The sequence below is a fragment of the Micromonospora sp. NBC_01638 genome, assembly GCF_045209745.1.
In the GTDB taxonomy this organism is placed as follows: Bacteria; Actinomycetota; Actinomycetes; order Mycobacteriales; family Micromonosporaceae; genus Micromonospora.
Genome location: NZ_CP109273.1, coordinates 2,130,398 through 2,143,264, shown reverse-complemented (window position 1 = coordinate 2,143,264; position 12,867 = coordinate 2,130,398). Strand labels below are relative to the sequence as shown.

General features: G+C 71.9%; 12 protein-coding genes. 2 read left to right on the top strand and 10 right to left on the bottom strand.

Annotated elements, in window-relative coordinates; translation table 11 throughout:
* Nucleotides 1-217: 217 nt before the first annotated feature.
* The 6 genes from OG811_RS10115 to OG811_RS10090 form a co-directional block, all read right to left on the bottom strand.
* Nucleotides 218-1,858 (bottom strand): cation acetate symporter, encoded by a 1,641-nt coding sequence (locus tag OG811_RS10115; RefSeq protein ID WP_406073656.1) that lies wholly within the window; start codon nt 1,856-1,858, stop codon nt 218-220.
* A 1-nt stretch (nt 1,859) separates the two neighbouring features.
* Nucleotides 1,860-2,273 carry a hypothetical protein gene (locus OG811_RS10110; protein ID WP_406073654.1) on the bottom strand — a complete coding sequence of 138 codons (414 nt, stop codon included), beginning with the start codon at nt 2,271-2,273 and terminating at the stop codon, nt 1,860-1,862.
* Nucleotides 2,274-2,317: 44 nt separating this feature from the next.
* Nucleotides 2,318-3,823, bottom strand: coding sequence for a DUF4153 domain-containing protein (locus OG811_RS10105; RefSeq protein ID WP_406073652.1), 1,506 nt, complete (start codon nt 3,821-3,823; stop codon nt 2,318-2,320).
* Between the two features lie 185 nt (nt 3,824-4,008).
* The gene (locus OG811_RS10100) at nt 4,009-5,082 is read right to left on the bottom strand and encodes an ATP-binding protein (RefSeq protein ID WP_406073650.1); all 1,074 of its coding nucleotides are present in this window, start codon (nt 5,080-5,082) and stop codon (nt 4,009-4,011) included.
* Complete coding sequence (locus tag OG811_RS10095; RefSeq protein WP_406073648.1) at nt 5,079-5,759, bottom strand: response regulator transcription factor; 681 nt, start codon at nt 5,757-5,759, stop codon at nt 5,079-5,081. Before OG811_RS10095 ends, OG811_RS10100 begins: the two co-directional genes overlap by 4 nt.
* 129 nt (nt 5,760-5,888) lie before the next feature.
* The gene (locus tag OG811_RS10090) at nt 5,889-6,539 is read right to left on the bottom strand and encodes a DUF5701 family protein (RefSeq protein WP_406073646.1); all 651 of its coding nucleotides are present in this window, start codon (nt 6,537-6,539) and stop codon (nt 5,889-5,891) included.
* A 135-nt stretch (nt 6,540-6,674) separates the two neighbouring features.
* Between OG811_RS10090 and OG811_RS10085 the strand changes: the two genes are divergently transcribed.
* Together OG811_RS10085 and OG811_RS10080 are read left to right on the top strand one after the other, a co-directional pair.
* Nucleotides 6,675-7,166: a sigma-70 family RNA polymerase sigma factor gene (locus OG811_RS10085; RefSeq protein ID WP_406073644.1), complete on the top strand. Its 492-nt coding sequence runs from the start codon at nt 6,675-6,677 to the stop codon at nt 7,164-7,166.
* 15 nt (nt 7,167-7,181) lie between these two features.
* The gene (locus tag OG811_RS10080) at nt 7,182-8,048 is read left to right on the top strand and encodes a hypothetical protein (RefSeq protein WP_406073643.1); all 867 of its coding nucleotides are present in this window, start codon (nt 7,182-7,184) and stop codon (nt 8,046-8,048) included.
* Between the two features lie 33 nt (nt 8,049-8,081).
* On the opposite strand, the gene OG811_RS10075 is transcribed toward OG811_RS10080, so the two are convergent.
* The 4 genes from OG811_RS10075 to OG811_RS10060 form a co-directional block, all read right to left on the bottom strand.
* Nucleotides 8,082-8,843: a LytR/AlgR family response regulator transcription factor gene (locus tag OG811_RS10075; RefSeq protein ID WP_406073641.1), complete on the bottom strand. Its 762-nt coding sequence runs from the start codon at nt 8,841-8,843 to the stop codon at nt 8,082-8,084.
* A 31-nt stretch (nt 8,844-8,874) separates the two neighbouring features.
* Nucleotides 8,875-10,101, bottom strand: coding sequence for a sensor histidine kinase (locus OG811_RS10070; RefSeq protein ID WP_406073639.1), 1,227 nt, complete (start codon nt 10,099-10,101; stop codon nt 8,875-8,877).
* Nucleotides 10,102-10,140: 39 nt separating this feature from the next.
* Entirely contained in the window at nt 10,141-11,712 is a 1,572-nt protein-coding gene (locus OG811_RS10065) for a sugar transferase (RefSeq protein WP_406075626.1), read from the bottom strand.
* A gap of 264 nt (nt 11,713-11,976) precedes the next feature.
* Nucleotides 11,977-12,837: an Fpg/Nei family DNA glycosylase gene (locus OG811_RS10060; protein WP_406073638.1), complete on the bottom strand. Its 861-nt coding sequence runs from the start codon at nt 12,835-12,837 to the stop codon at nt 11,977-11,979.
* Nucleotides 12,838-12,867: the final 30 nt, after the last annotated feature.

Sequence of the window (12,867 nt, the reverse complement as noted above, 5' to 3'; positions counted from 1 at the left end):
TCGATCGGCAGTTCCGCCGTCCGGCGGCGGACGGACCCGCGATCATCCTGGAGACGGAGGTCCCGGCGACCACCCCGACTTCTTGGCGACCACCCCGACTTCTGAAGTAGTGCTGATGTCATGTCGATGCCCTTGGAGTCCGTTTCATTCTCGGAACTGCTGAGCCAGCCGGCCGGGACAGCGGAGCGGCTGTCCCGCGTACGCGCCCCCGTGATCACTACAACCTGAGCGCTTCGGGGGTGTGCAGGCGCAGCATGGTGGCGGCGACGTCGGCTGGGGCACGACGGCGGGTCGCCATCGACACCGCGACCATCACGGTGAAGGCCAACGGGACTGTCCAGGCTGCCGGCTGCGCGGTGAGTGTGGCCGGCCAGCCGGACAGCGGCGGGCCGAGCACGGTCACCACCACCGCGCCGATCGCTGCCCCGCCACCGACCAGCACCCCGGCGGCGGCGCCCAGATCGGTCAGCCCCCGCCACCAGATGCCGAGCACCAGCAGTGGGCAGAAGCTCGACGCGGCGACCGCGAAGGCCAGCCCGACGACCTGCGACACGTCAAGTCCGGAGACGTGCAGCGCCAGCATCGTCGGCACAGCTCCGGCGATCACCGTGGCCAGCCGGAAGCCCCGCACCGACCCTCGGCCGAGCACATCCGTCGAGATCACGCCGGCGACGCTGGTCAGCAGCCCGGACGAGGTGGAGAGGAAGGCCGCGAACGCGCCCGCCGAGACCAGTGCGGCGAGCAGTCGCCCGACTGTCCCGTCGCCGAGGGCCGCACCGGGCAGTAACACCACCACCGCGTCGGTCTGCCCGCTGACCAGCAGTTGCGGGGTGTAGATCCGGCCGAGCACCCCGTACAGGGTGGGCAGCAGGTAGAAGACGCCGACCAGGGCCAGCACGACCAGGGTGGTCCGGCGTGCCGCCGCGCCGTCCGGGTTGGTGTAGAAGCGGACCAGCACGTGCGGCAGGCCCATGGTGCCCAGGAACGTGGCCAGGATCAGCGAGTACGTGGCGAACAGCCCTCGGTCGTCGTCGCCCACGGCGCTGGGCAGCAGCCAGTCGCTGGCGTCGGTGGCCGCTCCGGACACCTCCGGCACCGGGTCGCCGGCCGCGAAGGTCAACTCGTCGCCGGGGCGTACCTCCCGGATGTCGCCGTCGGGCAGGGTGAGGGTCGCGCGGTGCTCGACCACGACGGTGGTCGCGGCCCGGAACGTCGGCCCGTCGGGCGGGGTCACCGCGGGGCGGCCGTCGGCCTGCCACTGCAGCGCCAGGAAGATCACCGGTACGGCGAGCGCGGTCAGCTTGAGCCAGTACTGGAATGCCTGCACGAAGGTGATCGCCCGCATCCCGCCCAGCGCCACGTTCGCGGTGACCACGGTGGCCACCAGCAGGGCACCGAGCGGGTACGGGGAGCCGGTCACCGTGGCCAGGGTCAGCCCGGCGCCCTGGAGTTGCGGCACCAGGTACAGCCAACCGATGAAGATCACGAACGCGGTGGCCAGGATGCGGAGCCGGCGGGACCCTAGCCGCAGCTCGCAGAAGTCGGGCAGGGTGAACGCGCCGGAGCGGCGCAGCGGCGCCGCCACGAAGAGCAGCAGGGCCAGGTAACCAGCGGCGAACCCGACCGGGTACCAGAGCACGTCCACGCCGTACTTGAGGACCAGCCCGGCGATGCCGAGGAAACTCGCCGCCGACAGGTATTCCCCGCCGATGGCGGCGGCGTTCCACGTCGGGCTGATCACCCGGGACGCGACCAGGAAGTCGGACGTGGTCCTGGCCAGCCGCAGTCCGTAGAAGCCGATCCCGACGGTGACCAGGGTGACCGCGACGATGGCCGGGACCACGAAGTCGTTGCCCACCTCAGTGCTCCGGCCGCTGCACCAGGTCGGTGAAATCCTGTTCGTTGCGCTCGGCCAGCCGCACGTACGCCCAGCCCACCCCGATCAGGAACGGGAAGGAGGCCACACCGAGCAGCAGCCACGGCAGGTTGACGCCGGCGACGGTGGTCCGGCCGAGCGAGGGTGCGATGGCGAACAGCCAGGGCAGCCCGCCCAACCCGATGGCCACCACCAGGGAGAGTCGCAGCGCCAGCGCGAGTTGGGCCCGGACCAGGCCACGGACCAGCGCCTCGCCGACCTGGGTCTGCTGGGCCAACTCGGCGCGGGTCCGCTCGGCGCGGGTGTCCTGCCGGGTGATGTCGGCCAGCACGATCCGGGTCCGCTGGGGCGGCGGTATCGCACCGCCCGACCCCACGTCAGGGATTTGCTTGGCCACCCCGGCAGTCTCGCCCGCCGTACGCGATTGTCAAGCGTTCGCGCTCACCAGCGCCGCAGACCGGGACAGTCCGTGATGCTGCCGCTAACCGGGATCGTGTCGAGCGCCCGTCGGGCCCGCTCCCTGCCGAGGTTCGTCGCCCAGAAGCCGTCCCGGGGCAGCTCGGCGGCGATCTCCCCCAGCGCGCAGGAGCGCATCGGCTCGGGTAGCCGACCCAGGGCCGGTACGGCGTCGGCCGACAGGCCGGACAGGTAGCTGACGTCCAAGCGGCCGGTCTCCAGGTACCGGTCGACGTTCCGATCGGCGATCAAGCGATCCGGGTTGCCCAGGGCCAACCCGAGCAGCGCCAGCACCGCTGTGCCGACCACCAACCGGGGGAGCCAGTCGGCCCGCAGCCGCACCACGGCCACCCCGACCAGGACGAAGAGCAGCCCGAGCCAGAGCTCGACGGTCGACACGACGAGCCGCAGTCGGGTCGCGCCGTACGCGTCGGCGTAGACCTGCATCCGGTAGAGCGCCGAGGCGACGATCACCAGACTGAGCGCGGTGAGCGTGCCGAGCAGCACGCGGACCAGCAACCGGTCCGCCCGGGTGGCCTTCGGCGCCCGGCGGGCGGCGACCGCGATCACCAGCAGGGTGAGCGCGGTGACGGCGAGCAGTTGCCAGAACCCGCCGCGGGCGTACTGGGCGTAGGTGAGCCCGGCCGTGCGCAGCACGTGCCCCGCGCCGCCGAACAACACCGTCAGCTGGACCAGCACGAACACGGAGAACAGGGCGTCGAGCAACACCAGCGGGAGGGTCCATTCCAGTCGGTGAGCTGGCCGCGCCGGTGCCGGCCGCAGGCCCTCCAGGTCGGGTGGGCGGCTGACCAGGTACGCGCCCCCGAGCAGACCACCGCCGATCAGGAGCAGACGCATCAACCAGCCGATCACACCGGCCGGCGAGATGTCGGGCAGCAGACCGCTGACCAGGTCGGCGAAGACCGCGTCGGCGGAGGAGAAGAGCAGCCCGAACAGCGTCAGCAGGACGGCGGACATCGCCAGGCTGGTCAGGATGCGTCCGAACCCGATCCCCGACCCCGCCGGACGGGTGTTGCGCACTCCGCGTACCGCCCACGGGAGCGCCCGTACCGTCGCGGCCGGCGGCAGCGTCGCGGCGACGAGCATCCCGAGCGGGCTTCGCCCGCCGGTCACCGCGAGTGTCCCGGTCACCGCCGCCGCGAGCAGGCAGAGGACGAAGAGCCAGCCGGCGGCCCGGACCGTGCCGACGGCGACCAACGCGACCGTCGCGGCGGCCCAGGCGGCCTGCGCCACCCGCCCCGGTGCCCCCGTGGCACCGGGACGGGCGGATGCGGCGCCGGTTGTGGCGCCGGGTGCGGCCGGCTTGGTGAGGTCCGCAACCGGGGAGGACGTCCCGGACCGGATGACTCCGGCGGTGACGAGGGCGGCGGTGCCGGCCAGCGCGGCCACCAGCCAGCCGAGGCCCGGACGAACCATCGTGAGCGCCGAGGCCCCGACGACTGCCGCCGTCGTCAGCGCCGCCAGCACCATCGGACGGGCGGTGCCGGACGGTCCAGGCCAGCGCCGCGCGATCATCGACGGTGGTCGGGGCAGGGCCGGTGCGGCCGGAGAGGCTTGGGGCCGACCGGCCGTCGGCGGTGCGGCCGAGCCGGGCCTGACGGTTGGGGAGCCCGGCGGCGGCCCGGTTGCCGGAAGTGGGGTACTGCCAGGGCTGGTCATGCGGCCTCTTCTCGGTATGGCCTGTCGCACGGGATGGTGACCTGGATGCGGCAGCCGGGCCGATCACCCCGGTGTGGTCCGGCGGGATCGAGGACACCGATCTGACCGCCGTGCAGTTCGACGACCCACCGGGCGATGGCCAGGCCGAGCCCGGTTCCGCCGCCGGCCGCCCGGTCGCCGCGGGTGAAACGCTCGAACACCCGGGAACGCTCGGCCGGTGAAATGCCCTGGCCTTCGTCGCTCACCTCGAAGCGGAGCTGGTCGCCGTGTTCCTCAGCGCTCACCCGCACGGTGCCGCCGGGTGGGCTGTGTCGCGCCGCGTTGTCGAGCAGGTTCGCGAAAACCTGGTGCAGCCGCCACGGGTCCGCGTGGACCGTCAGCGGTGCCGGCAGGTCGCGGAGCTGGAAGTGCACGTCCAGGCCGGCGCCGGAAGCGCTGGCGGTGGCGTGCTCCACCGCCTCGTCGAGGAAGTCCCCCACGTCCATGCGGACCCGCCGCAGCGGCACCACCCCGGCGTCGAGGCGGGACAGGTCGAGCAGGTCGGCGACGAGGTGCCCGAGCCGTTCGGTCTGGGCCAACGCCGAGCGCAGCGCCGCGGGTTCGGGGTCGGCCACCCCGTCCACCATGTTCTCCAGCACGCCCTGCAACGCGGTGATCGGCGTACGCAGCTCGTGCGAGACGTTGGCGATCAGCTCGCGTCGGCGCTGGTCGGAGGCGTGCAGATCCTCGGCCATCTTGTTGAACGCCTGGGCCAGCTCGCCAACCTCGTCGCGGGAGGTGGCGCGGACCCGACGCGTGTAGTCGCCCCGGGCCATCGCGCCCGCGGCCGCCGTCATCTCCCGCAACGGCGAGGTCATCCCGTGGGCGAGCACCTGCGAGGTGACCAGCGCGATGCAGACGGCCGTGATCGACGTGCCCGGTGGGAGCCAACCGATGCCGTACCAGAAGTAGCCGATGGCCACGGCCCAGGAGGCGACCAGCAGAACGCCGAGCTTCATCTTGATCGAGCGGACCGGGTCCAGCGGACGGGGTAGCACCCGATTCAGCCAGTCCAGCAGACGGCCGGTCACGCGGGTACCTCCAAGGCGTACCCGACGCCGTGGACGGTCCGGATCAGGTCGGCGCCCAGCTTGCGGCGGAGAGCCTTGATGTGGCTGTCCACCGTGCGGGTGCCGCTCCCGTCGCCCCATCCCCAGACATCGGCGAGCAGCCGTTCCCGGGGGAGCACCGTGCGGGGCCGCCCCGCGAGGTGGACCAGCAGGTCGAACTCGGTCGGGGTGAGGTGCACGTCCGCGCCGGCCCGGCGGACCCGTCGCTCAGCCTCGTTGATCTCGATGTCGCCGAGGCGGATGGCGGGCGGCCCGGGAGTGGCGGCGGCCCGCTCCACCCGACGTAACAGGACGTGCACCCGGGCGGTCAGTTCCCGCATGGAGAACGGCTTGGTGAGATAGTCGTCCGCGCCGACCGCGAGCCCCACCAGCAGGTCGGTCTCGTCGTCGCGGGCGGTGAGCATCAGCACCGGCACCGGCCGCTCGGCCTGGATCCGGCGGCACACCTCCAGGCCGTCGAAGCCGGGCAGCATCACGTCGAGGACGACGAGATCGGGCTGCCCGGCGTGGAACTGCGCGACCGCGCTGGGACCGTCCGCCGCGACCTCCACCGTGAAACCCTCGGCCCGCAATCGGGCGGCGATGGACTCGGCGATGGTCCGTTCGTCCTCGACCACCAGTACCCGGCGTTCCTTCATGGGTCCCGACTGTAGGGAGCCGCCGTGGAGATCAGTGGGTTGCGTTGTGAATAACCTGTGGAGAACGGCTCACGCCTGTGGATAACTCGGGGCCATGTCGGTCGGCCGAGGACATGACCCGTCCGGCGGTCACTCGAGGCCGACGCGCTCCGGCCGGGCCGAGGCGGAGCCGAGCCAGGTGTGCGGGTTGCCGTACCAGCACCAGCCCAGCTTCGGTGCGCCCTGGCTGATCCAGAGCGCCGGCACCCGCTTGTCGCCGCAGCGGGAACCGACGAGCGAGAAGCACCGGTTGCTCGCCAGCGCGGCCGGGTGCAGCGTGATGAAGGCGAGACCCTCGTCGATGGTGAGTGGCAGCCGACCCTGAGCGGTGATTCCTTCCATCGCCGAGGCTGGCGCCAGGTTGCGGAACTCCTCGCCCCGGTCGACGTCGAAGAGCAGGTACGCCGGCCCGGCCGGGACCCCCAACTCCTTGATCGGGTCGAAGCGGGGCAGGTCGTCCTCGGCGTAGTTCCGATCCAGGAAGCCGGTCTTGCGCTTGCCGGCCAGGGTGGTGACCTCCAGCCGTTCCAGCACTCCGATCAGGTCGCGGGTGATGACCAGCAGGAACGGCACCCGGGCGTCGGTGGGGGCGGGCAGCCCGGCCGCGCCCGCGATCGCCGCCGGGCGGAGCGGGGCGACCACATCACGGAAGGCGTCCTCGGTCAGGCCGGCGAGCGCCGGGTATCCCAGCTCCACCAGGCCGTCGAGCTGGCGGTCGAATTCGGTGGCGGCGTTGAACACGGGCGGGCTCCATTCGTCGGTCCGATACCGTACGACGTACGGCAGGGTGGGGATATTCCCGCCGCGACGATGCAACCCTCGTGGACAACTGCTCCGTCGTACGACCGTGATGGTCAGCAAAGAGGGAAGACCGCAGTGAGGCGGGCCGACGAGGACGACTTCCACGACTTCGTCGCCGACCGGCTGGACCGCTGGCGACGGAGCGCATTCCTGCTCTGTCAGGACTGGCACGCGGCCGACGACGTCGTCTCGGTCACGGTGACGAGGCTCTACCGGAGCTGGCGCATGGTGCGGCGGGCGGAGAACCGCGACGCGTACGCGCAGCGGGTCCTGACCCGCTCCTGGCTCGACGAGCGGCGCCGGCCCTGGAGCAAGCGGGAACAGTCGTGGGCGGAGGTGCCGGACGTGGCGGGCGTCGTGCCGGAGACGGTGACCGATCGCGACGGGCTCGCCGCGTTGCTGCGCTCGCTCGCCCCGAAGCAACGGGCGGTGCTCGTCCTGCGCTTCTACCTCGACTACTCGGTCGAGGAGACCGCCCGGATGCTCGGTATCTCCGCCGGCACCGTCAAGAGCCAGTCCGCACGGGGGCTGGCGAACCTGCGCACCGCCGTCAACGGACAGCACTGAGTGGGAAGGCACCAGATGAGTCACCAACTGTTCGACGAGTTGATCGGTACACCCCCGCCGCCCCGGGTCGATGCCAGGGGCATCGTCCGGCGGGAACGGCGGGCCAGGGCCGGCCGGCGGCTCGGCGGCTCGTTGGCCGCCGTGCTGGCCCTGGCGCTGGCCGGCGGTGTCAACGCCGCCGTAGGTGATCGGGAGCCCGGTGCCGCGCCGCAGGCCGTTGCCTCCTCGCCCACCGCGGACACCCGGTTCCGCCTGGTCTTCGACACTGAGGAGACGGCCGACGCCACCGGCAAGCGCCTCAGCCAGGAGCTGGACCGGGCGCTCCGGGAGGTGGCGCCCGGCGCGAAGTGGACCTGGATGCCGGAATACCTCGGCGAGCCTCGCAAGCCGGACGGACAGCCGCCGAGGTTCGTCAACAACGGCACCTCCGACCTGGTCAACGGCACTTCCGGGGTGAGCTACCAGGGTCGCAAGGGCGCTCTGGGTGTGTCGATCGCGCCGGACCGCAGCGGCCCGGACGGGACCGGGCCATGCGCCCAGGAGGGCGACCGGTTCCGCCCGCAGTGCGTAGAGGTGGGGTTCCACTGGCCGTGCCCGCTGCCGCCGGACATCCAGGAGGACAACCGGTACCGCCGCGAGTGCACGGAGGGGACGACGCCGAGCGGTGCCCGGACGAAGACCGAGACGTACACCGGCCGGCGGCAGCAGAGCGTGCAGCACGTGGTGAGCGTCCAACTGCCGGACAACCGGGTGTTCGAGGTGAGCGCCGTGAACATGGTCGGGGTCGACGAGTCGGCGGTGCCGGCGCAGCCGGAGTCCCCGCTGTCCCGGGAGCAGGTGACCGCCATCGCACGTTACCTGGAGGGGCGGGTCAAGGCCTGACGACCGCCGAGGCGGGCCGGGCTGGGGCCGGGGTCACCGGTTCCAGTCCTGCTTCGCGGCCCTGACCAGCTTGTCCTTCAGCTCCCGGGTGTGTCGCCGGCTCACCGGCAGCTCGGTGGAGTCGATCACCACCACATAGCCGGAGTTGACCAGCCGCAGCTCTGCGATCAACTTCAACTGCACCAGGTACGACCGATGCACCCGGACAAAACCGGCATCGGCCCAGCGTTCCGCCAGCGTGGCCAGTGAGACCCGCACCAGGTGCGACCCCTCCGCGGTGTGCAACCGGGCGTAATCCCCCTGCGCCTCCACCCACCGCACCGCCGAGCGGGGCAGCATCCGGGTGGTGCCGGCCAACTCGATGGGGATGGTCGGGTCCTCCTCCGCGCGGGCCAGCGCCGCCGGGTGCGACGGCACCACCCGCGAGCCGATCACCCGGCGCAACGACTCGGCCAGCCGGTCGGCGCGCACCGGCTTGCGGACGTAGTCGGTGGCGCCCAGATCGAAGGCGTCCACCGCGCCGTCGTCGTACGCGGTCACGAAGACGATCGCCGGCGGCCGGGCGAAGCGGCGCAGCACCCGGGCCAGCTCCATCCCGTCCAGGCCGGGCATCCGGATGTCGAGGAAGACCACGTCCACGTCACCGTCGCGCAGCAGTCGCAGCGCCTCGGTCGCGTCCCCGGCCGTGTGCAGCCGGGCCACCCGAGGGTCGGCCCGCAGGTGGTACGCCAACTCGTCGAGCGCGGGCGGCTCGTCGTCCACCGCCAGCACCCGAAGAAAACCGGTCGTGTTCACTGCTCTGCCCCGGTTCGTTCGCTGCGCTCGCTCACGATCCTGCCCGTACGCCCGGGTGGAACTTCGGCACCCGCAGGCTCACCCTGGTGCCCGAGCCCAGCCCGGTCTCCACGACCAGGCCGAACCGGTCCCCGAAGACCGACCGCAGCCGCTCGTCGACGTTGGAGAAGCCGACGTGCTGGCCCGTGTCGTCGCCCGGGTCGCCGGTGCCGCGGGCCAGCTCGGCGATGCCGGCGGTCAGCGTGGTCGGATCCATACCCACCCCGTCGTCCTCCACCGTGATGTGGCATTCGGCGCCCGCGTCCCGGGCCTCGATGCTCACCATGCCCGTGCCCGGCTTGCGGGACAACCCGTGGCGGACCGCGTTCTCCACCAACGGCTGTAGGCAGAGGAACGGCAGCGTCACCGGCAGCACCTCCGGGGCGATCTGCAAGCGCACCTGCAACCGGTCGCCGAAGCGGGCCCGCTCGATGGTCAGGTAGCGATCGATCGACCGCAGCTCCTCGGCGAGGGTGGTGAACTCCCCATGCGCCCGGAACGAGTACCGGGTGAACTCGGCGAACTCCAGGATCAGCTCCCGGGCCCGCTCCGGGTCGGTGCGCACGAACGAGCCGATGGCGGTCAGCGCGTTGTAGATGAAGTGCGGGCTGATCTGCGCCCGCAACGCCCGGATCTCGGCACGGGCCAACCGCTCCCGCGACGAGTCGAGCTCGGCCAGGGCGAGCTGGTTGCCAGCCCAGTGCGCGGTCTCCAGGGTGGCCTGCACCAACCCCGGGGCCGGTGGGCTGTCGGCGATCGCCACCAGCGCGCCGACCACCCGGCCGTCCGCCCCCTGCAACGGGGCGACCACGGCCCCCCGGATCGGGCAGTCGACCCGGTCGCAGTGCAGCTCCTGCTCACCGAGCACCGTCGAACGCCCGGTGTCCACCGTCCGCCGGGCCGCCGCGAGCAGTTGCTCGCCGTGGTGCGTGCCGCGCCCGTCGAGGGCCAGCACCCGGTCGGCGTCGGTGAGCGCCAGCCCGGCCGCCCCCACCAGGGCCCGCAGATGGCGTACGGCCTTCGCCGCGCCCACCTCGCTCAGCCCAGCTCGTAGCGGCTCGGCGGCCAGGCCGGCGGTGTGCAGCACCTCGTAGGTGGCCCGTTGGGTGGCGGTGGCGATGCCACGGCGGGCACGCAACCGCAGCACGGCCAGCAGGGCCGCGGTCAGCGCGGTGACGAGTGATACAACGCCGACCACGGCGGAGAGATTGGCACCCACGCGGTGATCCTTGCCCCTGCGACCCGGCGCGCCAACCCCCTAGTACGCGCCCTTGCGGGCGAGCACCACTCCGACGGTGCGCCACAGGATGCTCAGGTCGTACGCGAGCGACCAGTTGTCGACGTAGTAGAGGTCCAGTCGGACCGACTCGTCCCAGGACAGGTCGGAGCGGCCGGAGACCTGCCACAGGCCGGTCATACCGGGACGGACCAGCAACCGCCGCCGCACGTCACCCAGGAAGTCGCCGTCGTCGGCCGGCAGCGGGCGGGGCCCGACCAGCGACATCTCACCCCAGAGCACGTTGATCAACTGCGGCAACTCGTCCAACGACGAGGCCCGCAGGAAGCGACCGACGGGGAAGACCCGCGGGTCCTGCTTCATCTTGAACAGCATGCCGTCGGTCTCGTTCCGGTCGACCAGGCTGGCCAGCCGATCCTCCGCGTCGACGTACATGGTCCGGAACTTCCACACCCGGAACGTGCGCCCCTCGTGCCCCACCCGGGGCTGGCGGAAGAAGACCGGCCCACGATCGGAGATCTGGATCGCCACGGCGATGGCCAGGAAGAGCGGGACCAGCAGCAGCAGGCCGAGGCCGGCAGCGACCCGGTCCATCAGATTCTTGGCCAGCAGCGCCGGCCCGGAGAGGGTCGGCTCCTCGACGTGCAGCAGCGGCAGACCCTCGATCGGTCGGATGTGCACCCGAGGGCCGGCGATGTCGGTGAGCTGCGGGGCGACCACCAGGTCGACGCCGGAGCCCTCCAGTTGCCAGGCCAGCCGGCGCAACTCGCCCGGCTCGGCGCTGGCCGACCCGCAGACGGCGATGGTGTCGCCGCCGACCTCACGAACCAGGGCCAGAACGTCGCGTCCGGCGTACACCGGAACCGGGGTCGGCATCCCGCGGGCCGCCGCGTACCCGTCGGTGATGTGGATGGCGACGGGCATCAGCCCGGCGGCCGGGCTGCGGGTGACCGCCGCGTAGACCTCCAGGCATTCGGGCAGGGTGCCGACCAGCACCATCCGGTGGGCGGCCTGACCGGCCCGCCGACGGATGTAGTGCAGCGCCCAGCGGGCCACGAAACGGCCCCACAGGATCAACAGCAGCGCCCCGAGCAGCGCCGTGCCGACCGTCCAGCGGGACAGCGCGGTCTTGGTGGCGAACGCGAGGAACGACACGCTCGCGGCGACGGTCACCGCGGCCCTGATGACCCGCTTGAACTCGTCCGGGCCGAGGCCCAGATAGCGCCGGTCGTAGGCCCTGTTGCTCCAGAGGATGACCACCCAGCCGAGCGGGAGCAGCAGGTACGAAACGGTGTGGAACCAGGTCGGGTCCTGCTTGAGGTCGTTGAACCCGGAGGCAGCCTGGTCGAAGAGTTGGATCGCGATCCAGCTGGCGAACGCGGCCGCGCCGAAGTCCAGCAGCAGCAGGATCGCGATGTAGGGGCGGTGCCAGCGGGAGACACGACGCCGCGCCCGGGTCCACGCCGACCGAGGGACGCCGTTGTGTGACGGCGGCGTCGGCGGCTGGATCTCGAAGCTGTCGACGTGCCGCACGAGTCTGCTCCGGCCTTCGTTGGTTACCGGGCGCTGGAGGCTTGCCGTCACCTCACCCATGTCCTCCCGCATGACACGGGCCGCTCACTCGGCGTGAGGGCCCGGGTCGCCCACCGTCCCAGTCTCCCACGCGGGCTCCGACCGGTCGCCGCCCCGAAGGAGATTGGCGACCGATGGTGCCGGCTGGATCTGGCCGGCTCTGCACCATTTCAGAAGCCGGGGACCGGGCCACTATACCGATGGATGCGCCTGTGGCGAGAACGGCGGACGGGAGCTTCCGCTCAGCGAGGGCGATTCCGCTCCGTAGTCGCCGAGTGGCATTACTCACCGTACGAGACGGGACAACCGTCGGTCAGCGAGCGGCTTGCCACCGGTCTGGCACGTGGGGCAGTACTGAAGGCTGGAGTCGGCGAACGACACCTCGCGTACGGTGTCGCCGCACACCGGGCAGGGCAACCCGGTGCGGGCGTGCACCTTCAACCCGGAGCGCTTCTCGCCCTTCAGCTCGGCGGCCCGCTGACCGAGGGACCGCTCGACCGCGTCACCGAGGACCCGCCGGGTGGCCGCGTGCAGCGTGGCCATCTGGGCGTCGGTGAGCCGATCGGTGATTGCGAACGGGGACAGCTTCGCGGCGTGCAGGATCTCATCGGAGTACGCGTTACCCACCCCGGACAGCACCGACTGGTCGGTCAGGACCCCCTTGACCTGCCCCCGCCGGCCACGCAGTCGCTCGGCGAAGGCGGGCAGGTCCGCCGCGAGCGCGTCCGGGCCCAGCTTGGCCACCCCGGGCACCGCCGCCAGGTCGGTGACCAGGTACGCGGCCAACTTCTTCTGGGTGCCGGCCTCGGTGAGGTCGAAGCCGGAGCCGTCGTCGAGGCGTACGCGCAGCGCGATCGGGCCCTTGCCAGGACGCAACGGGGTGGTGGCCGGGAACGCCTCCCGGTAGTGCAGCCAGCCCGCCCGGGCCAGGTGCACCACCAGGTGCAGACCACCCTCGAAGAGGACATCGAGGAACTTGCCGTGTCGGCTGGCGTCCACCACCGCCCGACCGGTGACCGCGGTCGGCGCCGGTTCGTACGTCTTCAGGGCGCTGATCGCGGCGATCTCCAGCCGATCGACACGCCGCCCCACCGCGCGCTGTCGCAGGTAACCCGCGAGCGCCTCAACCTCCGGTAGTTCGGGCACGACACAACGGTAGCCTTCTTTCCGGTGAGC